Below are 22,189 nucleotides of genomic sequence, written 5' to 3'. Positions count from 1 at the left end.
GGATCCGGCCGTTCCGTCCTCGCTGGTCAGGGGCCCGTCCGGGGCGCCGTCCGGGCCCGAACGGCGCGTTCCGGCGGGTGGGGGAGGTTGGATATGCGTGGGGCGGCATTGGAGAATCGGGTCCGGCACCACGCGGCGGGTGCGGACAACGGGGAGGTGGCAGCGGAGTGGACCAGCTGACGGCGCACGATCCGAGGCGGATCGGGCCCTTCGAGGTGCTGGGGCGGCTCGGCGCGGGTGGGATGGGGCTGGTCTACCTGGCGCGTTCCGCGTCGGGGCGGCGGGTCGCCATCAAGACCGTGCGGGGTGAGCTGGCCGAGGACGAGCTGTTCCGGGTCCGCTTCGCCCGTGAGATCGAGGCGGCCAAGACGGTCGGCGGCTTCTACACCGCGGCCGTGGTGGACGCCGACGCGGACGCCCGGGTGCCCTGGCTGGCCACCGCGTACATCCCGGCCCCCTCGCTGGAGGACCTGGTCGAGGAGTGCGGCCCGCTGCCGGTGGAGGCCACCCGCTGGCTGGTCGCCGGCATCGCGGAGGCCCTCCAGTCCATCCACGCGGCCGGGCTGATCCACCGCGACCTCAAGCCCTCCAACGTCCTGGTGGTCGAGGACGGCCCGAAGGTGATCGACTTCGGCATCGCCGCCGGCGTGTCCAGCACCCGGCTCACCATGACCAACGTCGCGGTCGGCACGCCCGCCTACATGTCCCCCGAGCAGGCCAGGGACAGCCGGACCGTCCGGGGCGCCAGCGACGTCTTCTCGCTGGGCTCGCTGATGGTCTTCTGCGCCACCGGGCACCCGCCCTTCAGGGGCACCAACCCGGTCGAGACGGTGTTCCAGCTGCTGCGCGAGGAGCCGGACCTGACCGGCATGCCGCCCGAGCTGATGGACCTGGTCCGCGCGTGCATGCAGCAGGCCCCCGAGCGCCGGCCCACGCCGGCGCAGATCCAGACCGAGCTGGCCCCGCACCTCTTCTCCCGGGACGACGCCTCCGGCGAGGCCGGGGACTGGCTGCCGGTCGACGCGCTGGAGCTGATCGAGCGCAAGCGGGGCCGCCGCCCGGCCGCCCCGCCGCCGCGCCCGCCGGCCGCGCCGCCCCAGCCGCCCCCGCACCCGCAGGTGCCGCCCCCGCACGTCCCGCCGCAGCACCCGGCACCGGCCGACCCGCGCACCAACCCGGGCGGGCGGCACGCGCAGCCGCCGGCCGGGCCGGTGCACAGCCCGCCGCGGCCGGGCCAGGCCTCCGAGGCCGAGATCCCGACCGCGAAGGTCGCCTACCCGAACCGGCACCGGGCGCCGACCGGCGGCTCCGTCGAGGTGCAGCTGTCCGGCGCCTCGGTGCGGATAGGCCCGGGGCCCCGGGCCGAGTACGAGCAGCCGGGCCCGAACACCGCCCCGGCCACGACGGACTGGGTCCGCCGGGCCCCCACCCCGCCGCCCCCGCCGGTCGCCCGCTGGCGTCCCTGGCGGTTCCGGATGTCCAACGACGTCTGGGGCACCCCGGTGGTCGCCGACGGCACGCTCTTCGTCTCCAGCTTCGAGGTGCACGCGCTGGACATCGCCTCCGGCGAGCGCCGCTACAAGACCCGGGACGTCGCCTGGGCGCTCGCGGTGGACGCCGGCCGGGTGCACGCCGCGGACGGCCCGCACCTGTACACGGTGGACGCCGCGGACGGCACCGAGCGCTGGCGCACCTCGCTGGACGGCTGGGTGTACTCGCTCTCCGCCGCCGAGGGCGTGCTCTGCTGCGGGATCAGGGGCGGCGGCGTCCAGCTCCGCTCGGCCGCCAACGGCGCCGAGCTGTGGCGCGCCGACGACGCCCAGCAGGACTACGAGAACCCCCAGTCGGGACCGGTCCTGGTGGGCGGCGCCGCCTACTACTACGGCGGCGGTCGGCTGCGCTGCGTCGACCCGCGGGGCGCGGGCCTGCGCTGGTCCTTCCAGGTCGGCGAGGACGTGCCCTCGCACCCGGTCGAGCGCGGCGGCGTGCTGTACGTGTCGGCCGGCACCCGGGTGTACGCGCTGGACGCGGCCAGCGGGGCCGAGCGCTGGCGCTTCGAGGCCCCGGTGGTGCTGTTCACCCCGCCCGCCCTGGACGCCGACGCGGTCTACGTGGCCGACTACCTGGGCACGGTCTACGCGCTGGACGCGGCCACCGGCCTGGACCGCTGGCGCGGGGTCACCGGCCGCCGCCAGGGCGCCGACCCGGTGGTGGTCTCGGACGGCATGGTGCTGGTCGGCAACGGCGAGGTGCTGTACGCCTTCGAGGCGGCCACCGGCCGTGAGCGCTGGCGCTACACCGCCCGCGGCGAGATCGTCGGCTCCCCGGCGGTGGCCGACGGCCTGGTCCACCTGGGCAGCCGGGACCACTCGCTGCACACCCTGGACCTGGCGAGCGGTCAGCTGCGCTGGGAGCTCGGCACCAAGGGCGAGCTCACCGGCTCGCCGGTGGCGGTCGGCGGCCGGGTCTTCGTCGGCTCCAAGGACCGCTGCGTGTACGCGCTGGACGCCTTCTACGGCACGGCGGTGCCCGCCCGCTGAAGCGCGGGGCGGACACCGCCGGTCGGCCGGGTCGGGCCGGATCAGGCCTTGCGGGCCCCGGGGTGGCGGCTGCACCAGCCGTCCCACGCGGAGGAGACCATCTCCGTCACGTCGTGACGGGCGGTCCAGCCCAGCTCGCGGTGGATCAGGTCGGCGGAGGCCACCACCCGGGCCGGGTCGCCGGGGCGGCGCGGGGTCACCTCGGCGGCGGTGTCGTAGCCGGTGACCTTGCCGATCACCGCCAGCATCTCCTTGACGCTGACGCCCTCGCCGCGGCCGATGTTCAGCACCAGGGAGGTCGCGCCGGCCGGGTCGGCGGCCATCCGCTTGGCGGCCGCCACGTGCGCCGAGGCGATGTCGGAGACGTGGATGAAGTCGCGGACGCAGGTGCCGTCCGGGGTCCGGTAGTCGTCGCCGAAGATCCGCGGGGCCTCGCCGGCGGTGAGCCGCTCGAAGACCATCGGGATCAGGTTGAACACCCCGGCGTCGGAGAGCTCGGGGGAGGCGGCGCCGGCCACGTTGAAGTAGCGCAGGGCCACGGTGGACATGCCGTGGGCCTTGCCGGCCGCGGCGACCAGCCACTCGCCGGCCAGCTTGGTCTCGCCGTACGGGCTCATCGGGGCGCAGGGCGTGGACTCGGTGACCAGGTCGACGTCCGGCATGCCGTAGACCGCGGCGGAGGAGGAGAAGAGGAAACGCTTCACCCCGCCCTCGGCGGCGGCCTCCAGGACGGTCTGGAGGCCGATCATGTTCTCGCGGTAGTACAGGAACGGCTGCTCGACGGACTCGCCGACCTGCTTCTTGGCGGCGAAGTGCAGGATGCCCTCGACGCCGTGCTCGCGGATCGCGGCGTCCAGGGCGGCGCGGTCCAGGGTGGAGCCCTCGATCAGGGGGACGCCGGCCGGGAGCCGGGAGGCGTCGCCGGTGCTGAGGTCGTCCAGGACCGCGACGCGCTCCCCGGCGTCGAGCAGCTGTCGGACGACGTGTCCGCCGATGTATCCGGCACCGCCGGTGATCAACCAAGTCATGGCCCGAATCCTAGGCGCTCGGATTCGATCGCCACGTTCGGGCGAGTCGGGGCAACAAAGCGGACAAAACGGTGAAAAGCTGACAAGGATTTCCGTGCGTTCATGACTGCGCCCGCTCGGCGCGGTGACGAATCGGAGGCAGCCAGGTGCGCCGTCACAAGGAACACGCCAGCCCCGTGCCCGCCGGACCGCGGTCGATCGGGCCGTGGGCGCGGGGCCGGCGGCTGCCGGGGGTCGTCGCGGTGGCGCTGGTGGCCGTGCTGGCGCCGGCCGGGTGCAGCAGCGGCTCGTCCTCCTCGTCCACCCTCGCCGCCACCGCCTCGCCCCCGGCCACCGCCTCGCCCCCGGCCACCGGCTCCCCGCAGACCGCCTCGACGAACGGCGGGATCCAGTTGCAGGAGGCCTACCAGGCGGTGATCGCCAACGTGCTGCCCTCCGTGGTGCAGATCACCACCGGCGACAGCCTCGGGTCCGGGATCGTCTACGACGACAAGGGCGACATCGTCACCAACGCCCACGTGGTCGGCACCGCGACCGGCTTCACGGTGACCCTCGCCAACAGCACCACGGCGCTGGACGCCGGCCTGGTCGCCAGCTACCCCGACTCCGACCTCGCGGTGATCCGGCTGAAGAACCCGCCGAGCGGTCTCAAACCGGCCAGCTTCGGCGATTCGAGCAAGGTCCAGATCGGCCAGATCACCCTCGCCATGGGCAGCCCGCTGGGCCTGTCCAGCAGCGTCACCCAGGGCATCGTCTCGGCCATCGGGCGGACCGTCTCCGAGCCGCAGGGGCCGGGGTCGCCAGGCTCCACGATCAGCAACATGGTGCAGACCTCGGCGGCGATCAACCCGGGCAACAGCGGCGGCGCGCTGGCCGACCTGGACAGCAAGGTGATCGGGATCAACACGCTCGCCGCGACCGAGCCGCAGACCAACGGCGCGGCCGCCCCCGGCATCGGCTTCGCCATCCCGGCGAGCACCATCACCAACATCGCCGACCAGCTGATCAAGCAGGGCAAGGTCACCAACTCCGGCCGGGCCGCGCTCGGCATCACCGCCCGGACCAGCTTCAACCAGCAGTTCCAGCCCACCGGCGCGGTCATCGTGGCGGTCACCCCGGGCGGCGCGGCCGCCTCGGCGGGGCTCCAGGTCGGGGACGTCATCACCAAGATCGGCGACACCCAGGTGGACTCGCTGAACGCGCTCACCACCGCGCTCGCCGCGCTCAGCCCGGGCAGCAAGACCACCGTCACGTACATCCGGAACGGCGAGACCAGGACCGCCGACGTCACCCTCGGCGAACTGGCACCCGCCCAGACCTCGCCCTGAGCCCCGGTGCGGGGACGCCGGGCCGCACGCCGCGCAAGGGTTCAGCGGGCCGGGTGCCGTACCGGACCGGCGCCGGGACCCCGTCTCTGCCACGACGGGGTCCCGGCGCCTTGCCGTGTTCCGGGGGAGGGGCGGTCAGCGGCGGGCGGTGCGGGTGCGCCAGGGGAGCTCGACGGTGGCGGTGGTCGGCCCGCCCTCCGGGCTCTCCACCAGGAAGACCCCGTCCACCGCGCGGATCCGCTCGGCCAGTCCTGCCAGTCCGCTGCCCGGGTAGGGGGCCGCGCCGCCCTTGCCGTCGTCCTGGACCAGCACCATCAGCTGGTCGTCCGAGCGCCAGACCTCGACCGAGGCGGAGCGGGCGCCGGCGTGCTTGGAGACGTTGGTCAGCAGCTCGCTGACGGTGAAGTAGGCGATGCCCTCGACCGCCGAGTCCGGGCGCTCGGGCTGCCCGTCCGCGCCGGTCAGGTCGACGTTCACCCGGACCCCGCCGGGGACGGTGCAGCGGGCGGCGACCGAGGACAGCGCGGCGTCCAGGCCGCGGTCGGTGAGCACCGCCGGGTGGATGCCGCGGGCCAGGTCGCGCAGCTCCTGGAGGGCCAGCTTCACCTCGCCGTGGGCGTTGTCGACCATCCTGGTGGCGGCCGCCATGTCGTCCTCGCTCTCCACCTCGCGCAGCCGCTCCTTGGCCATGCCGAGGTCCATCGCCAGCGCGACCAGCCGGGCCTGGGCGCCGTCGTGAAGGTCGCGCTCGATCCGGCGCAGGTCGGCGGCGGCGGTGTCGACCACGGTGCCGCGGTCGTCCTCCAGCTCGCGCACCCGCTCGGCCAGGGCGCCCGGGAAGAGCAGCGACTCGATCAGGATGCGGTCGACCGCCGCCAGCCCGCGGACCACCCAGGGCAGCACCGGCCAGAGCGCGATCACCGAGACCAGGGTCAGCGCGAAGCTGAGCACGCCCCACGGCAGCATCAGCACGTTGTAGAGCGCCGAGCGCCAGTTCAGCAGGTCGGTGAGCTGGGCGATGGTGTAGCCGACCATCCCCGGGCGGCGCGGCTTCACCGGCTCCGGCTCGTCGATCCCGGAGCCGTACGCCACCCGGGCCCGCTGCCGGCCCAACGCGCCCAGGGAGCGGGAGACGGCCAGGCCGCCGGCCAGCAGCGGCAGGCCGATCACGGTGATCGACAGCCCCAGGCCGACCGACAGGGTGGTCACCGCCAGCACGAAGCCGAAGATGCCGAGCGGCAGGTTGAGCAGCAGCCGGCCGACCTGGTGCCACATCCTCGTGCCGTACAGCGGCGGGCGCTCCATCCGAGCGTCCTGCTCCTTGATGGCGTCCACGGCGCGGTGCAGCGGCTTCATCCGGATCTACCGTCCCTCTTCGTCGTGCGGGTGGACCAAGCTTCCCGAACGCCGGGCGGCGGAGGCCATGGGGGTGATACATCTTCCCGGCCGGGGGTTAACCCCACCCCGGGCGGGGGTGCCGGAGGTCCGCCGGGGTGTCCAGCGGTCGTCTTGCCAAGCGGGCAGGGTTCGGGCGGAGCGCGGCGGTCCCCTTAGACTCACGCTTTGGCCATGGTTGGGTCCGTGAGAGCAAACGTCGTAGAACTGTCCTGAGGGCGGATTCACGGCCGAGGTGGAGGCGAAGGCATGGAGGGGAAGCACGCGGCTGCCGTCGCGGCCGACCCGGCGGTCGGCAGCGGCTACTTCGACGCGTACGCCGCGATGGGCCTGCTGGCCGTCGTCGGGGTGCTCTTCGTCGCCGTGGCGTTCACCGCCAACCGGCTGCTGCGACCCGTGGTGTACTCACCCGAGAAGCTCCTCGCCTACGAGTGCGGGGTGGACCCGGTGGGCGAGGACTGGGCGCACACCCAGATCCGCTACTACGTGTACGCCTTCCTGTACGTGATCTTCGCGGTGGACGCGATCTACCTGTTCCCCTGGGCGACTGTCTTCGCCTCCGCCGGGTACGGCGCCGGAACGCTGATCGAGATGTTCCTGTTCATCGGCTTCCTCGCGGTCGGGCTGCTGTACGCCTGGAAGAAGGGTGTTCTGGAATGGACGTGACGCACTCCCACTCCCACGGCGGCGCGCAGGGCGGTCCCGTCCCGCTCGGGCTGCCGGACCCGGCGCGCCCCGGCGCCGTCGAGCGCCGCGGCATAGGCCCGCTGGCCCGGCTCGCGCCGGACCCGGTCAAGGTGGTGCTCAACTGGGGGCGCCGCTACAGCCTCTGGTGCTTCAACTTCGGGCTGGCCTGCTGCGCGATCGAGTTCATCGCCGCGTCCATGGCCAAGCACGACTTCATCCGGATGGGTGTCATCCCGTTCGCACCCGGCCCCCGTCAGGCTGATCTGATGATCGTCTCCGGGACTGTCACCGACAAGATGGCGCCCGCCGTCAAGCGCCTCTACGAGCAGATGCCCGAGCCGAAGTACGTCATCTCCTTCGGCGCCTGCTCCAACTCCGGCGGCCCCTACTGGGACTCGTACTCGGTCACCAAGGGCGTGGACCAGATCATCCCGGTGGACGTCTACGTGCCCGGCTGCCCGCCGCGGCCGGAGGCGCTGCTCCAGGGCATCCTCAAGCTCCAGGAGAAGATCGCCGCCGAGTCCCTGCCGGACCGCTACACCACGCCCGCGGCGGCGCTGCGCCGCCCGCTGGTGGCCGGGCCGCAGGCCGGTTCCGGGGCCGGTACTCCGACCGCGGGCGCCGGCCCTTCGACCGAGGGAGGGGCCTCGTGACTTCCGCCGAGCAGTACGCGGCGTCGGTCGGGGAGTGGGCGACCGGCGCCGAGGCGTACGGGCTGACCACCGTCGACGTCCCGGCCGAGCACTGGATCGAGGCGCTCACCAACGCCCGCGACGTCCTGGGCCTGGGCTTCTTCGACTGGCTGAGCGCCGTCGACGAGCTCGCCGACGGCTTCTGCGTGGTCGCGCACCTGGCCGCCGTCGAGGCTCCGGGCGTGCGGCACCTCGCGCTGCGCACCCGGCTGCCGCGCGACGGGGCGGCGCTGCCGACCGCCGTCGGGGTGTACGCGGGTGCCGCCTGGCACGAGCGCGAGACCCACGAGATGTTCGGCATCGACTTCCCCGGGCACCCCCACCTGGTCACCCTGCTGCTGCCGGACGGCTTCGAGGGGCACCCGCTGCGCAAGGAGTTCGTGCTCGCGGCCCGGGTCGCCAAGGACTGGCCGGGCGCCAAGGAGCCGGGCGAGTCCGACCACGGCGGCGGGCCGGCCCGGCGCAAGATGCAGCCGGCCGGTGTGCCGGACCCGAACGAGTGGGGGCCGCTCAAGGGCACCCTGCCGCCGGTCGCCGAGCGGCCCGCGCGCGGTGCGCGGGCGGCGGGTGCGGCGGCGCGGACGCCCCGGGCGGCCGCGGGTGCCGCTGCTGCCGGTGCCGCCGGTGCCGCCGCCGAGGGCGGTGCTCCGGTGCGGGCGGACCGGCCGCGGCGGACCAGGTCGGTGTCGGAGGGGTCGGCGAGCCAGGCGGCCGCCGAGGCCCCCGCGGCGGTTCCGGCCGAGGGCGCCCCGCCGGTGCGGGCGGACCGGCCGCGGCGGACCAGGTCGGTGTCCGAGGGATCGGCCAGCCAGGCGGCGGGCCAGGGGACCGACCAGCCGGCCGCCGAGCCGACCGCCGAGCCGACCGCCGAGCCCGAGGCTCCGGTACGGCCCCGGCCCTCCGACGCGCCCCGGTCCGCGGACGCGCCCTGGCACAACCCGGTGCCCGCCCACGACGAGAAGCCTTCGGACGGGAAGCCGTCCGAGGAGAAGCCGTCGGGCGAGCAGGCCGGGCAGCAGGACGAGACCTCGGCCGGAGCGGCCGACCAGGACGGAGACGGCGCGTGAACCTGCTCGACACGGTGCTGCGCTGCGTCGCCACCCTCGTCGTCTTCCTGGTCTTCCCGCTGGTGATCGGCCAGACCGAGCACAAGGTCATGGCGCACATGCAGGGCCGGCTCGGCCCGATGTACGCGGGCGGCTTCCACGGCTGGGCGCAGCTCGTCGCGGACGGCGTGAAGTTCGCGCAGAAGGAGGACATCGTCCCGGCCGGGGCGGACCGCCGGATCTTCCAGCTGGCGCCCGCCGTCTCGCTGCTGCCGTACCTCTTCGTGCTGCTGGCGATCCCGGTCGGCCCGAACGGCTTCGTCGGCCAGGCGGTCGACGCCGGCCTGTTCTTCGTGCTGGCCGTGATGGGCGTCGGCGTGATCGGCAAGCTGATGGCCGGCTGGGCCTCGGCGAACAAGTTCTCGCTGCTCGGCGCGCTGCGCACGGCCGCCCAGCTGATGTCGTACGAGCTGCCGATGGTGCTGGCGGCGGCCTCGGTGGCGATGGCCGCCGGCACGCTGTCGCTGCCCGGGATCGTGGACGCCTGGGAGTGGTACTGGCTGCCCTGGCAGATCATCGGCGCGTTCGTCTTCTTCACGGCCGGTCTGGCCGAACTCCAGCGGCCGCCGTTCGACATGCCGATCGCCGACTCGGAGATCATCTTCGGCGCGTACACCGAGTACACCGGCCTGCGGTTCGCCCTGTTCCTGCTGTCCGAGTACGTGGGCATCCTGGTGGTGTCCGCGCTGACCGCGGTGCTCTTCCTGGGCGGCTGGCACGGACCGCTGCCGGACCAGCTCGGCTGGCTCTGGATGATCCTCAAGACCTTCGCGCTGGCCTTCGTGGTCATCTGGTTGCGGGTCACCTACCCGCGTCTGCGCGAGGACCAGCTGATGCGCTTCGCGTGGACGGTGCTGATCCCGCTCGCGCTGGTCCAGCTGGCCCTCACCGGCATCATCAAGGTGGCGATCTCATGAGCGAGCGAAGCGAGCGAATCATCGTAAGGTGCGTATGGGCGAATGCCCCTGCCGAGCGTAGCGAGGTGGGCGCATGAGTTTTCCCGGTGTCGGGCTCGCGAAGGGCCTGGCCGTGACGCTGCGGACGATGACGAGGAAGAGCGTCACCGCGCAGTACCCCGACGTGCAGCCGGTGCTGCCGCCGCGTTCGCGCGGCGTCATCGCGCTGCTGGAGGAGAACTGCACGGTCTGCATGCTCTGCGCGCGCGAGTGCCCGGACTGGTGCATCTACATCGACTCCCACAAGGAGACGCTGCCGGCCGCCGAGCCGAACGCCCGGGCCCGCACCCGCAACGTGCTGGACCGGTTCGCCATCGACTTCTCGCTCTGCATGTACTGCGGGATCTGCATCGAGGTCTGCCCGTTCGACGCGCTGTTCTGGTCGCCGGAGTTCGAGTACGCGGAGACCGACATCCACGAGCTGACCCACGAGCGGGAGAAGCTCCGCGAGTGGATGTGGACCGTCCCCGCGCCGCCGGCGCTGGACCCGGCGGCCGAGGAGCCCAAGGAGATCGCCACCGCGCGCAAGGCGGCGGACAAGCTGGCGGCCGCTGCCGCTGCCGCTGCCGCGGCAGCGGCTACCGAGGAGAAGGGTGACGACGCGTGATCGGTGCCACCACGCTTCTCGCGGCGACCGGCTCCCTGGAGCCGGCCGCCCGTTCGTTCCTGTCCCCGACCGGCCAGGAGATCGTCTTCCTGCTGGTCGGCATCGCCGTGCTCGGCTCGGCCGTGGTCTCGGTGACCACCAGGCAGCTGGTGCACGCCGCGCTCTGGCTGGTGGTCGCGCTCGGCGGGCTGGCGGTGGAGTTCCTGCTGCTCACGGCCGAGTTCATCGCCTGGGTGCAGGTGCTGATCTACCTCGGCTCGGTGGTCGTCCTGGTGCTGTTCGGGCTGATGCTCACCAAGGCGCCGATCGGGCGCTCACCGGACGCCGACTCCAAGAACCGCTGGGTGGCGCTGGTCGTGGCACTGGCCTCGGCCGGGACACTGGTCACGCTGGTGGTCGACGCCTTCCGGACCTCCTGGATCGACCTCGGCCAGGGCGGCGGCTCGGCCGCCGTCACCGGGGCCAGCCTGTTCCGGCACTGGGTGCTGCCCTTCGAGGCGCTGTCCGTGCTGCTGCTGGCGGCGCTGGTCGGCGCGATCGTGCTGTCCCGCGGCGCCAAGCGGCGGGTGCCGGCGCCCCGGGCGGGCAAGCTGCGCGCCGGGCGGCCGGTCGGGTCCAACGGGACGGTCGCCGCGACGGCGCCGAAGCCGGTTCCGGCGGCCACCGAGCCGGTGACCGCCGAGCAGCCGACCGCCGAGCAGCCGACCGCCGAGCCGTCGACCTCTGAGCAGGAGGGCTGATGCACCTCGCCTACCCCGCCGTCCTCGCCGCGCTGCTGTTCAGCGTCGGCGTGTACGGCGTGCTCGCCCGGCGCAACGCCGTCCTGGTGCTGATGTCCGTCGAGCTGATGCTCAACGCCGTCAACCTCAACCTGGTCGCCTTCGACGCCTGGCTGCGGGACTCGCTGCACGCCGGGCAGGCGCTCACCCTGTTCACCATCACCGTCGCCGCCGCCGAGATCGGGCTGGGGCTCGCCATCGTCCTGCTGCTGTTCCGGGCCCGGGGCACCGCGGACATCGACCGGGCCACCGCGCTCGGCGACCCGGCCGAGGCGCTCGCCGTCGAGGAGACGCCGGTCGACGCCGAGGCGCCGGTCGGAGCCGAGGCACTGAAGGGCCAGGCCGCCGCATGAACCTCGCCCTGCCCGTACTCGTCCCGGCGCTGCCCGCGCTCGGCGCCGCCGCGACCCTGGCCGTCGGCAAGAAGGCGCCCGGACTGGCCCGGCCGCTGGCGATCGTCCCGGTCGCCGTCTCCGCGGTGCTCGCCCTGGTGGTCGCCCTCCAGCTCGGCACCGGCCAGACACTGGACGCTGCCACCCGGCTCACCCCGACCGGCGGCCCGGACATCGCGCTCGCGCTCCACCTGGACGGCTTCAGCTCGCTGATCTCGGTGCTGGTCGGCCTGGTCGCCACCTGCGTCCAGGTCTACTCGACCGCGTACCTCAAGAAGGACCCGCGCTACCCCTCGTACGCGGCGCTGGTCTCGCTGTTCACCGCGGCGATGTTCTTGGTGGTCTACTCGGGCGACCTGATCGTGCTGCTGGTCGGCTGGGAGGTCATGGGCCTGTGCTCGTACTTCCTGATCGGCCACCACTGGGAGACCGCGGACGCCCGCTCGGCCTCGCTGAAGGCCTTCCTGGTCACCAAGCTCGGTGACGTGCCGTTCCTGTTCGGGATCTTCCTGCTCGGCGCGGACGCCGGCAGCTTCCGCGTCCCGGACGTGCTGGCGGCCGCGACGGAGGGCCGGCTCGGGCACCCCACGCTGACCGCTCTGCTGCTGCTCGCCGGCGTGGCCGGCAAGAGCGCGCAGTTCCCGCTGCACACCTGGCTCCCGGACGCGATGGCCGGCCCGACCCCGGTCTCCGCGCTGATCCACGCCGCCACCATGGTCGCGGCCGGCATCTACCTGGTCGCCCGGCTGCTGCCGGTGTTCCTGCTGTCGGGCGCGGCGCTGGTCGTGCTCGCGGTGATGGCCGCCGTGACGATGATCGGCTCGGCGCTCTGCGCGCTCGCCCAGGACGACCTCAAGCGGGTGCTCGCCTACTCCACCGTCGGCCAGCTCGGCTACATGGCCGGCGCGCTGGCCAGCGGGGACCGCGAGGCCTCGGTCTTCCACCTGGTCAGCCACGGCGCGTTCAAGGCGCTGCTCTTCCTGGCCGCCGGTGTGGTGATCCACGCCGCGCACACCAACTCGATCTCCGCGATGTCCCGCATCCCGGGGCTGCGCAAGCGGGTGCCGGACGCCTACTGGACGATGGGCATCGCGCTGGTCGCCCTGGTCGGGCTGCCACCGTTCTCCGGCTTCTTCAGCAAGGAGGCGGTGCTGACCGCCGCCGAGCACGCCGCCAAGGGCGAAGCGCTGACCAACGGACTCGGCCCGGCCTCGGCGGTGCCGCAGGCCGCCGGGTGGATCGTGCTGATCTCCGCCGGGCTCACCGCGCTGCTCACCGCCGCGTACGCGGCCAGGCTCTTCCTGGTCGCGTTCCACAGCCCGGCCGGGGCCGTCGCGGCCGCCCCGCGGGTGCTGTCCGCCGCCGACCGGGGCACCGTCGCGGCCGAGCACGAGGCCGACGCGCCGTACTCGCCCGAGCTCGACGAGGCCGACCCGGCCGCCGCCGAGCCGCCTGCGATGCGCTGGCCGCTGTGGGTGCTGGCCGTGCCGACCATGGGCTTCGGCATCGCCGGCCTGCGCTCGGACTGGCTGCCCGCGCTGCTGGACGGCGGCTCGCTGCGGCCCTCCGCCGTCACCGCCGTCACCGGGACCGGGCTCGCCGTCGTCGGCGCGCTCGCCGCGTACGGCGCCTGGCGTTCGGCGACCGCCCGACTGGGCACCGGCCGCCCGGCCCCGGCCGTCACCGGCCGGGTACCCGAGCAGGGCGCCGCCCCGGCCGCCGAGGTGATCGTCGCCGACCCCGGGCGCACCCTGCTCGGCCCGCTGTTCGGCCCGGCCCGGCACGGCTTCGGCGTCGACCGGCTGTACCACGCGCTGTTCGTCCGCCCGGTGGGCGCCGCCGCCAAGCTGGTCCGCTTCCTCGACCGCGAGGTCGTCGAGACCTACGTGCGCGGCAGCGCGGTGGGCGCCAACCTGCTCGGCCGGGCCGTCCGGCTCGCGCAGACCGGCAACGCCCAGACGTACCTCAGCGCCCTGCTGGCCGCCGTCGTTCTGCTGACCGTCCTGGTGGCGGTGTAGCCGGTGCTGCTGTCCTCCACCTCCGTCCCCTCGACCGCTGCTGGGAGCCCCCGATGAACGCAGTCCTCATCGCCCTCCTGGTGCTGCCGCTGCTCGGTGCCGCACTCACCCTGGCGCCGGTGTTCGGGCCGGACCGGGCCGTGGCCGACCGGCGGGCACTGCGGCTGAACACCGTCGTCACCGGCGCGGTGTTCCTGCTCACCGTCGTCCTCGCGGCCGGCTTCGACCACGACGAACCCGCCCGGATGCAGGCCACCACCGACGTGTCCTGGATCCCGGCCCTGCACGTGCGCCTCCACCTCGGGGTGGACGGCGTCTCGCTGCCGCTGGTCGTGCTGACCGCGCTGCTCACCTTCCTCTGCGCGCTGTACTCGGAGAAGAGGCTGCCGAACGGGGAGGGCGTCCCGTCGGCGCAGGCCTTCGTCGGGCTGTTCCTGCTGCTCGAAGTCGGCATGCTCGCCACCTTCGCGGTGCTGGACCTTCTGCTCTTCTTCGTGGCCTTCGAGATCGTGCTGATCCCGATGTACTTCCTGATCGCCCGCTGGGGGAGCGGGGCGAAGGTGCCGGCCGCCAACCGCTTCATCCTCTACACGCTGCTCGGCTCGGCCGTGATGCTGCTCGGCTTCCTGCTCATCGGCAGCAAGGCGGGCACCTTCGACATGCAGGCCCTGGCCGCCGCGCACGGCAGCGGCCTGAGCCACACCACCCAGGTGATCGCCGCGCTGGCCATCCTGGTCGGGCTCGCGGTCAAGGCCCCGGCCTGGCCGCTGCACAGCTGGCTGCCCGACGCGCACACCGCCGCTCCGACGGTGGGCTCGGTGCTGCTCGCCGGCGTGCTGCTGAAGATGGGCACCTACGGCCTGGTCCGCGTCCTCCTCCCGGTCGTGCCGGACGGCGCCGCCACGCTGGCCCCCTACCTGGGCGCCTTCGCGGCCGTCGGCATCGTCTACGGCTCACTGGCCTGCCTGGCGCTTGCCCTCCCGTCGCCCACCACCACCCTTCTTTCGAAGCGCTCCGCGCCCTCTGATTCCGGCGCCAAGGGCGACCTCAAGCGCCTGATCGCGTACTCCTCCGTCGGCCACATGGGCTTCGTGCTGCTCGGTATCGCCTCCCTCACCCCGGTGGGCGTCAACGGCGCGCTGTTCGCCAACATCGCCCACGGTCTGATCACCGGTCTGCTGTTCTTCGTCGTCGGCGCGCTCAAGGACCGCTACGGCACCGCCGACCTCGACACCCTCGCCGGCGCCACCGGCGCCGCCCTGTACGGCCGGGCCCCGCGGCTCGGCGTGCTGCTCGCCTTCGCCGCCGTCGCCAGCCTCGGCCTGCCCGGCCTGGCCGGCTTCTGGGGCGAGCTGCTCGCCATGTTCGGCGCGTTCGACCCGGCCGACGGCCTGTCGCGCCCCGCGTTCGTCACCTACATGGTCCTGGCCGGCCTCGGCACCCTCCTCACCGCCGCGTACCTCCTGATCGTGGTCAAGCGCGTCTGCATGGGGGACCCCGAGCAGCCCGCACCGGTGGCCGAGCTCGCCGACCTGCGCCCGTACGAGGCCGTCAGCTGGACGCCGCTGGCCGCGCTCACCCTGCTCGCCGGCCTCTGGCCCGCGCTGCTGCTCGGCCTCTCCGATCCCGCCGTCAAGCACCTCCTCGGGGGTGGCTGACCGTGCTCGCAGCCCAGACCGCCGCACTCGGACCTCACTCCACGGGGCAGCACACTGTGACCTCCCTCGCCGTAGCCAACCCGGGCAGCCTGATCCAGTCCGTGGACTGGGTGGCGATCGCGCCCCCGCTGATCGCCGCCGTGGCCGCCCTCGCCGTGCTGCTCACGGACCTGTTCCTGCCGGAGCGGCACAAGCGGTGGCTCGGCCGCCTCACCGCGGCCGGACTCGCCCTCGCCCTCATCGCGCTCCTTCCCCTCACCGGTGGATCACCCCGAGCGACCTTCTGTGTGCAGAACGTAGCAGGGGGGTCTGACAACGGCGGTTGCTCGTACGTCGCCGACCACTTCGCCCTGGTGTTCCAGCTGCTCGCCCTCGGCGGCGCGCTGATCGCGGCGCTGCTGTCGGCACACACGGTGGAGACCGAGAAGCTGCCGCGCGGCGAGTACTGGTTCCTGCTGCTCTCCAGCGCCACCGGCGCCGCCCTGCTGCCCGCCTCCCGGGACCTCGCCACCATGGTGATCGCCCTGGAGGTCGCCTCGCTGCCCGCCTTCGCCCTGGTGGCGCTGCGCCGGGACGGCCGGGGCGCGGAGGCCGCCCTCAAGTTCTTCGTCTCCTCGGTGACCGCGACCGCCGTGATGCTGCTCGGCGTCGGCTTCGTCTACGCGGCGAGCGGCAGCCTGCACCTCGGTGCCGTCGCCCAGGGCCTGGAGCACGCCCCCGGGCAGCTCAAGCCGCTGGCCGAGGCGGGCGCGGTGCTGACCCTGGTCGGCTTCGCCTTCAAGGTCGCCGCCGTCCCGTTCCACTTCTGGGTGCCCGACACCTACACCGGCGCCCCGCTGCCGGTGGCCGGCTACCTCTCGGTGGTCGGCAAGGCGGCCGGCCTGTCCGGGCTCGCCCTCGCCACCACCGTCGCGTTCCGCCCGTACGCCCACACCTGGGGCCTGGTGCTCGCCGTGCTGGCCGCCGTCACCATGACCGTCGGCAACGTCGGCGCACTGCGGCAGCGCTTCGACACCCGGTACAGCGCGGTGCGGCTGCTCGCCTGGTCCTCGGTCGGCCAGGCCGGGTACCTGCTGGTGCCGCTCGCCGCTGCCGGCTACGCGCCCACCGGCGTCGATCCGCTCGGCGCCACCGCCGCGTACGCGCTGATCTACGGCGTGGTGAACCTCGGCGCCTTCGGGGTGGTCGCCGCCGTCGGCCGCCGCGCCGGGACCAGCGTGGACGACTTCCGCGGCCTGTTCTCCCGCAACCGCTGGACGGCGCTGGCGCTCGCCTTCTTCCTGCTCTGCCTGGCCGGGCTGCCGCCGGGCGTGGTCGGCCTGTTCGGCAAGGTCGTGGTGTTCCGCGCGGCGGTCGACGCCGGGCTGGGCTGGCTGGCCGTGGTGATGGCCGTCAACGTGGTCGTCGCCCTGTACTACTACCTGCTGTGGACGGCCCGGCTGTTCGCCCCGGCGGGTGACGCGCCCCTCGGGGAGGCCGCCGCCGGGCACCGCCTGCCGGTGAGCCTCACCGCGACCGTGGGGCTGACCGCCTCGGCGGCCGTGGTCCTCTCGGTGGCGCCGCAGCTGGTCCTCCAGGTGGCGGGCGGCTCGCTGTTCTGAGCCCCGGCCGGGACCGGGCCGCGGTGCCGCGGGGCGGTCCCGGGGCGCCGTCGGGGGTGCGGTCCGGCGGTGTCGGGGGCGCGGCCCGGCGGTGTCGCGTCGGTCACAAGGGAACAAGGTCCCCGGCCCCACCCGTTGACCGGGCAAGAGGGACGAGGCAGAAAGGGCTTCCCCACCGCACCATTGGAGGGCCTGACGTGCACAGCAGGCACAACGGACTGAGGACCGCCGTCCTGCTCGGAGGCCTCTCGGCGCTGATCCTGGTGATCGGCAGCCTCTTCGGCCGGACCGGCTTCGTGATCGCCCTCCTGGTCGCCCTCGGGACCAACGCCTACGCCTACTGGAACAGCGACAAGCTCGCGCTGCGGGCCATGCGCGCCCGGCCGGTCAGCGAGTTCGAGGCACCCGGGCTGTACCGGATCGTCCGTGAACTCTCCACCTCGGCCCGCCAGCCGATGCCCCGCCTCTACATCTCCCCGACCCCGGCCCCGAACGCCTTCGCCACCGGCCGCAACCCGCGCAACGCGGCGGTCTGCTGCACCGAGGGCATCCTGCGGATCCTGGACGAACGCGAACTGCGGGGCGTGCTCGGGCACGAGCTCAGCCACGTCTACAACCGGGACATCCTGATCTCCTCGGTGGCCGGGGCGCTCGCCTCGGTGGTGATGTTCCTGGTGAACTTCGCCTGGCTGATCCCGTTCGGGCGCAGCGAGGACGACGACGGCCCGGGGCTGTTCGGGATGCTCGCCATCATGATCCTCGGCCCGCTCGCGGCCGGGCTGATCCAGCTGGCGGTCAGCCGCTCCCGCGAGTACCAGGCCGACGCCGACGGCGCCCGGATCACCGGCGACCCGCTCGCCCTCGCGAGCGCCCTGCGGAAGCTCGACGCCGGCACCCGGCAGCTGCCGCTCCCGCCCGAGCCGCAGCTCCAGACCGCGAGCCACATGATGATCGCCAGCCCCTTCCGCCCCGGCGAGGCCGGCGCGAAGCTCTTCTCCACCCACCCGCCGATGGCCGAGCGCATCGCCCGCCTGGAGCGGATGGCGGGCCACGGTCGGTAGGGCCCGGGCGCCTCGGGCGCCGTACGCCCCCGAACCCTCGCCTCCGACCGGGTCGGCGCGGTCCCGTGCTCGTTAGGATGAACCCGCGCCCGTCGGTCCGGGCGCGGCATCCGGAGGGAGTGGGCCGTCATGGCAGACCAGAGGCACGCCCCGACGACCGGGGACGCGCCGGCCCGGCGACGCGGCCAGGGCGAGCTGGAGGCGCAGGTGCTCGCGGTGCTCCAGCAGGCGCCCGGCCCGGCGGCCGCGGGGTGGGTCCAGGAACGCCTGGACGGCGACCTGGCGTACACCACGGTGATGACCATCCTGTCCCGGTTGCACGCCAAGAACGCCGTGACCCGGACCCGCTCCGGCCGCTCCTACCTGTGGCAGGCCTCCTCGGACGCCGCCGGGCTGGCCGCGCTGCGGATGCGCCGGATGCTCGACGGGGAGGCGGACCGGGACGCCGTCCTGGCCAGTTTCGTCAGCGCGCTGCTGCCGCACGACGAGGAACTGCTCCGGGCGCTGCTGGACGCCGCGTCCGCCGATCCGGCAGCGCCCGACCGTGAGAGCTGACCCGTGGGCCTCTTCGTCTTCCTCCCGCTCGTCCTGCCGCTCACCGCGGTCCCGATCGCGCGTCTGACCGAGCAGCACCTGCATCCGCGCGGCGCGGCCCGGTTGATGACCGTGATCAGCGCCGTGATGGCGGTGTGCAGCGTGCTCTGCCTCGGCCTGATCGGCGTGGTGGGCACCGCGCAGATCCCCGGCAACCCGCTGCCGGACAGCTGGTCCGACCCGGAGGTGCGGGCCGCGCTGCCGTACCACGAGACGGTCGGCACGGCCGCGATGTGGCTGCTGGCCCTGGTGGGCTTCGCCTGCGCCCGGACGGTCGTCCGCCACCTGCGGGTGCGGACCCGGGCCCGGCGGGCGCTGAGCGGGCTGCCCGCCGGGCCGGGCGGGTCCGGTGACCTCGCGGTGCTGCCGGACCGCAGCCCGTACGCCTACGCGCTGCCCGGCTCGCCGGGCCGGGTGGTGGTCTCCACCGGGATGCTGGACGGCCTGGCCGCCGACGAACGCGAGGCGCTGCTCGCGCACGAGCGGGCGCACCTGCGCCACCGGCACCACCGGTACCTGCTGGCCACCCAGCTCGCCGCCTGCGTCAACCCGTTCCTGCGGCCCCTGCAGGACGCGGTGGCGTACAGCGCGGAGCGGTGGGCGGACGAGGACTCGGCGCAGGCCGTGGGGGACCGCCGGATCACCGCGCGGGCGGTGGCCCGGGCGGCCCTGGTCTCGCACGCCGCCCCGGCGCCCGGCTTCGCGGCCTTCGCCACCCCGGCCGGCACGGCCGGTCCGGTGCCGCGGCGGGTCGCCGCCCTGCTCGGCCCGGTGCCGACCTCCCGCAACTGGCCGCCGGCCAAGACCCCGGCGGGCCTGGCGGCGATGGTCGCGGCGATCGGTACGGCGGCGTCGGCGCTGTGCGCGCTCAACGCCGCCATCGCCCTGCTGGTGGTGCTCAAGGCCGTCACCCCGCTGTAGTCCGCCGGGGCCGGAGCGTCGCGGCCAACTCGTCGAGGGCGGCCTCGGCGGCCGCCAGCGACTCGGCGGCGAGCGGCCGGAGGGCGTTCAGCGCCGGGATGTCCGCGGCCCTGGTGAGCTCGGCGGTGACCACGTGGAGGTTCTCCGGTGCGATCCCGATCCGGTCGAAGTACGCCCGCAGGTACGGGACCTGGAAGTCGCAGTGGGCGCGCGGCGTGCCCGGCCCGTAGCCGCCGCCGCGGACCGCGACGACCACCACGCGGGTCTCGCGCAGCAGCGGCTCGCCGGTTTCCGGGTCGTGGTGGACGCCGGGGAAGGTGACCCGGTCGATCCACGCCTTCAGGCCGGTCGAGACGGTGTAGTTGTACATCGGGCTGCCGACCAGCAGGGTGTCGGCGGCCCGCAGTTCCTCGATCAGCGGGCGGCTTCGCCCCCACTCGCGTACCTCGTCCGGACCCTCGGCGAGGCGGCCGATGTCGTCCAGCGGGAGGATGCCCTTGCGCTCGACGCGGCGGCCGAGGGCGTCGAAGGCGGCGCCCACCGGGGGCACCGGATCGGCGGCCAGGTCGTGGTGCCGGTGCCGGACGGCGGCGCCGTGCCGGGCGCGCCAGGCGTCGGCGAAGCGGGCGGTCAGGGCGCGGCTCACCGAGCCGGACGGGCTGATGCTGGAGTCCAGGTGGAGCAGCGTGGCGGCGGTCATGGGGGTCTCCTGGTCACCTCGGTGGGGGACGGATCGTCATAGCGGTGACGAGCCGCGTCGAGGAAAGGTGACCGATGGACCGGAACGCGAGGTCGGAGGCCGCGACGGCAGGGCGGGCGGCGGCGGAGCGCGGCGAGGACGGGAGCGTCGTGGACGGGAGCGTCGTGGCCGGACGCTTCGAGGATGGGAACTCCGAGGCCGGACGCTTCGCCGAGCGCTTCGAGGCCGAGCGCGGGCGGCTGCGGGCGATCGCCCAGCGGATGCTCGGCTCGACCGGCGAGGCCGAGGACGCCGTGCAGGAGGCCTGGCTGCGGCTGGTCCGCGCCGATCCGGCGGAGATCGGCAACCTGCCCGGCTGGCTGACGACGGTGGTCTCCCGGATCTGCCTGGACCTGCTGCGGGCCCGCGCCGCGCGCCGGGAGGAACCGACCGGCGAGGCGCTGCCGGACATGGTCGGTGACGGCCCGGAGCCGGAGCGGGAGGCACTGCTGGTCGAGTCGGTGGGCCGGGCGCTGCTCGTGGTGCTGGACCGGCTGGGCCCGGCCGAGCGGGTCGCCTTCGTGCTGCACGACGGCTTCGCGGTGCCCTTCGAGCAGATCGCGCCGATCGTCGGGCGGACCCCGGTCGCCGCCAAGAAGCTGGCCAGCCGGGCCCGGCAGCGGGTCCGCGGGACGGCCGCGCTGCCCCCGGAGCCGCTGGCCGGGCACCGGCGGGTGGTGGAGGCCTTCCTGGCCGCCGCCCGGGGCGGGGACCTGGCGGACCTGCTGGCCGTCCTGGCCCCGGATGTGGTGCGCCGGGCCGATCCGGCGGCGCTGGGACCCGGCCGCGCCCTGGTGGCGCGGGGCGCCGGGACCGTCGCCCGGGAGACCACGGTCTTCGGCCGCCGGGCCCGCTACGGCGCGGTGGCACTGGTGGACGGGGTGCCCGGCATCCTGATCGCCCCGGGCGGGCGGCTGCGGCTGGTGCTGCGGCTGGCGGTCGCCGACGGACGGGTGGCCGGCTACGAGGTGGTGGCCGACCCGGCCCGGCTCGCCGCGCTCGAACTGGCCGTCCTGCCCGGGTGAGCGCCGCCGGGGTGAGCACGGCGGGCCGGCCGGAGCCGGGTCAGTCGGCGATCCGGACCAGCATCTTGCCGGTGTTGGCGCCGCGCAGCATGCCGAGGAAGGCGTCCACCACCCGCTCGAAGCCGTCCACGACCGTCTCGTCCGGGACGACGGCTCCCGAGCGCAGGTGCGGGACCAGGAAGTCGTGGAGCTCCGGCCGGGCGTCGAGGTGGTCACGGACCAGGAAGCCCTCCAGTCGCAGGCTCTTCCCGACCACGTCGAAGAGGTTGCGCGGCGCGGCCGGCGGGTCCCCGAGCCGGTCGTACTGGGCGACCGCGCCGCACCAGGCGATCCGGCCGCGCTCGCGCAGGGCGCCGATGGCGGCCTCCAGGTGGTCGCCGCCGACGTTGTCCAGGTAGACGTGCAGCCCCTCGGGGGCGGCCTCGCGCAGGCGGTCCGCGATCGGGCCGTCGTGGTAGTCGAAGGCGGCGTCGAAGCCGAGCCGCTCGACGAGCCGGGCGGCCTTGGCGGCGGAGCCGGTGCTGCCGACGATCCGGCCGGCGCCGAGCAGACGGGCGAGCTGTCCGGCGGCGGTACCGACGCCGCCGGCGGCCGCCGAGACGAAGAGCGTCTCGCCGGCCCTGAGCCGGGCGATCCTGGTCAGCGCCACCCAGGCGGACAGGCCGGTGCCGCCGAGCACCGACAGGTGGGCGCTGAGCGGGACACCGGCGAGCTCCGGCAGCGGGCTCGCCCGCTCCACGGTGACCACCGAGTGGGTGCGCCACGCCTGGCGGTGCTGGACCAGCGTCCCGACCGGCAGGGTGTCGGCCCGGGACTCCACCACCCGGCCGAGGGTGCGTCCCTCCAGCGGGGCGTGCAGCTCCCAGCCGCCCTCCTCCATCTCCTCGCGCATGTACGGGTCGACGGACTGGTAGAGGTTCTCGACCAGGGCCTCGCCCGCTGCGAGGGCCGGGACGGTCTCGTCGACGAAGGCGAAGTTCGCGGCGGTGGGCGCGCCGTCGGGGCGGGACACCAGGTGGACGGCGTGGACGGTGGGACGGGACATCGGGTGCTGCTCCAGGG

20 protein-coding genes are annotated in these 22,189 nt (G+C 74.3%); 16 read left to right on the top strand and 4 right to left on the bottom strand.

All coding sequences use genetic code 11. The annotated features are described in order from the left end of the window. Positions 1 to 167: 167 nt before the first annotated feature. Entirely contained in the window at positions 168 to 2,540 is a 2,373-nt protein-coding gene (locus ACGF0D_RS31300; RefSeq protein ID WP_392867583.1) for a PQQ-binding-like beta-propeller repeat protein, read from the top strand. Positions 2,541 to 2,581: 41 nt separating this feature from the next. Here ACGF0D_RS31300 and galE read toward each other — a convergent pair whose 3' ends face one another. Continuing rightward, positions 2,582 to 3,568, bottom strand: coding sequence for a UDP-glucose 4-epimerase GalE (gene galE, locus ACGF0D_RS31295; RefSeq protein WP_392867581.1), 987 nt, complete (start codon positions 3,566 to 3,568; stop codon positions 2,582 to 2,584). Between the two features lie 176 nt (positions 3,569 to 3,744). Here galE and ACGF0D_RS31290 point away from each other — a divergent pair, with 176 nt between their 5' ends. Continuing rightward, positions 3,745 to 4,896 (top strand): S1C family serine protease, encoded by a 1,152-nt coding sequence (locus tag ACGF0D_RS31290; RefSeq protein WP_392867578.1) that lies wholly within the window; start codon positions 3,745 to 3,747, stop codon positions 4,894 to 4,896. A 135-nt stretch (positions 4,897 to 5,031) separates the two neighbouring features. Here ACGF0D_RS31290 and ACGF0D_RS31285 read toward each other — a convergent pair whose 3' ends face one another. Then, positions 5,032 to 6,201: a sensor histidine kinase gene (locus tag ACGF0D_RS31285; RefSeq protein WP_392868753.1), complete on the bottom strand. Its 1,170-nt coding sequence runs from the start codon at positions 6,199 to 6,201 to the stop codon at positions 5,032 to 5,034. A 339-nt stretch (positions 6,202 to 6,540) separates the two neighbouring features. Between ACGF0D_RS31285 and ACGF0D_RS31280 the strand changes: the two genes are divergently transcribed. From ACGF0D_RS31280 to ACGF0D_RS31220, 13 genes are all read left to right on the top strand, one after another. Continuing rightward, the gene (locus tag ACGF0D_RS31280; RefSeq protein ID WP_392867575.1) at positions 6,541 to 6,957 is read left to right on the top strand and encodes an NADH-quinone oxidoreductase subunit A; all 417 of its coding nucleotides are present in this window, start codon (positions 6,541 to 6,543) and stop codon (positions 6,955 to 6,957) included. Then, the gene (locus tag ACGF0D_RS31275) at positions 6,948 to 7,631 is read left to right on the top strand and encodes an NADH-quinone oxidoreductase subunit B (protein ID WP_392867573.1); all 684 of its coding nucleotides are present in this window, start codon (positions 6,948 to 6,950) and stop codon (positions 7,629 to 7,631) included. The genes ACGF0D_RS31280 and ACGF0D_RS31275 overlap by 10 nt, the downstream gene beginning before the upstream one ends. Next, positions 7,628 to 8,737 (top strand): NADH-quinone oxidoreductase subunit C, encoded by a 1,110-nt coding sequence (locus ACGF0D_RS31270; RefSeq protein WP_392921872.1) that lies wholly within the window; start codon positions 7,628 to 7,630, stop codon positions 8,735 to 8,737. The genes ACGF0D_RS31275 and ACGF0D_RS31270 overlap by 4 nt, the downstream gene beginning before the upstream one ends. Continuing rightward, positions 8,734 to 9,693, top strand: a complete 960-nt coding sequence (gene nuoH, locus ACGF0D_RS31265; RefSeq protein ID WP_392867568.1) for an NADH-quinone oxidoreductase subunit NuoH — start codon at positions 8,734 to 8,736, stop codon at positions 9,691 to 9,693. Before ACGF0D_RS31270 ends, nuoH begins: the two co-directional genes overlap by 4 nt. 73 nt (positions 9,694 to 9,766) lie before the next feature. After that, positions 9,767 to 10,339: a NuoI/complex I 23 kDa subunit family protein gene (locus tag ACGF0D_RS31260; RefSeq protein ID WP_392867566.1), complete on the top strand. Its 573-nt coding sequence runs from the start codon at positions 9,767 to 9,769 to the stop codon at positions 10,337 to 10,339. After that, positions 10,336 to 11,079 carry an NADH-quinone oxidoreductase subunit J gene (locus ACGF0D_RS31255; protein WP_392921869.1) on the top strand — a complete coding sequence of 248 codons (744 nt, stop codon included), beginning with the start codon at positions 10,336 to 10,338 and terminating at the stop codon, positions 11,077 to 11,079. Before ACGF0D_RS31260 ends, ACGF0D_RS31255 begins: the two co-directional genes overlap by 4 nt. Continuing rightward, entirely contained in the window at positions 11,079 to 11,471 is a 393-nt protein-coding gene (gene nuoK, locus ACGF0D_RS31250; protein WP_392867561.1) for an NADH-quinone oxidoreductase subunit NuoK, read from the top strand. The genes ACGF0D_RS31255 and nuoK overlap by 1 nt, the downstream gene beginning before the upstream one ends. Then, on the top strand, positions 11,468 to 13,528 hold the full coding sequence (locus tag ACGF0D_RS31245) for an NADH-quinone oxidoreductase subunit L (protein WP_392921866.1): 2,061 nt from the start codon (positions 11,468 to 11,470) through the stop codon (positions 13,526 to 13,528). Before nuoK ends, ACGF0D_RS31245 begins: the two co-directional genes overlap by 4 nt. A 53-nt stretch (positions 13,529 to 13,581) precedes the next feature. Then, a complete protein-coding gene (locus tag ACGF0D_RS31240) occupies positions 13,582 to 15,186 on the top strand; it encodes a NuoM family protein (RefSeq protein ID WP_392921864.1) in 1,605 nt (534 codons plus the stop codon). A gap of 56 nt (positions 15,187 to 15,242) precedes the next feature. Beyond that, positions 15,243 to 16,787: an NADH-quinone oxidoreductase subunit N gene (locus ACGF0D_RS31235; RefSeq protein ID WP_392921861.1), complete on the top strand. Its 1,545-nt coding sequence runs from the start codon at positions 15,243 to 15,245 to the stop codon at positions 16,785 to 16,787. Positions 16,788 to 16,984: 197 nt separating this feature from the next. Then, positions 16,985 to 17,848: a zinc metalloprotease HtpX gene (htpX, locus tag ACGF0D_RS31230; RefSeq protein WP_392867550.1), complete on the top strand. Its 864-nt coding sequence runs from the start codon at positions 16,985 to 16,987 to the stop codon at positions 17,846 to 17,848. Positions 17,849 to 17,977: 129 nt separating this feature from the next. Continuing rightward, positions 17,978 to 18,403 (top strand): BlaI/MecI/CopY family transcriptional regulator, encoded by a 426-nt coding sequence (locus ACGF0D_RS31225; protein WP_392867547.1) that lies wholly within the window; start codon positions 17,978 to 17,980, stop codon positions 18,401 to 18,403. A 3-nt stretch (positions 18,404 to 18,406) separates the two neighbouring features. Further along, entirely contained in the window at positions 18,407 to 19,363 is a 957-nt protein-coding gene (locus tag ACGF0D_RS31220) for a M48 family metalloprotease (RefSeq protein ID WP_392867544.1), read from the top strand. Here ACGF0D_RS31220 and ACGF0D_RS31215 read toward each other — a convergent pair. Continuing rightward, entirely contained in the window at positions 19,350 to 20,063 is a 714-nt protein-coding gene (locus ACGF0D_RS31215) for an NAD(P)H-dependent oxidoreductase (RefSeq protein ID WP_392921858.1), read from the bottom strand. The two genes, ACGF0D_RS31220 and ACGF0D_RS31215, sit on opposite strands and share 14 nt — an antisense overlap. Positions 20,064 to 20,137: 74 nt before the next feature. On the opposite strand from ACGF0D_RS31215, the gene ACGF0D_RS31210 reads away from it, so the two are divergent. Next, entirely contained in the window at positions 20,138 to 21,127 is a 990-nt protein-coding gene (locus ACGF0D_RS31210; protein ID WP_392921856.1) for a sigma-70 family RNA polymerase sigma factor, read from the top strand. 40 nt (positions 21,128 to 21,167) lie between these two features. On the opposite strand, the gene ACGF0D_RS31205 is transcribed toward ACGF0D_RS31210, so the two are convergent. Beyond that, positions 21,168 to 22,172, bottom strand: coding sequence for an NADP-dependent oxidoreductase (locus tag ACGF0D_RS31205; protein WP_392921853.1), 1,005 nt, complete (start codon positions 22,170 to 22,172; stop codon positions 21,168 to 21,170). Positions 22,173 to 22,189: the final 17 nt, after the last annotated feature.

The organism is Kitasatospora sp. NPDC048298 (assembly GCF_043201465.1).
In the GTDB taxonomy this organism is placed as follows: Bacteria; Actinomycetota; Actinomycetes; order Streptomycetales; family Streptomycetaceae; genus Kitasatospora.
Note: the sequence above shows the minus strand (reverse complement) of the source record. Positions and strands in the feature narration are given on the sequence as shown.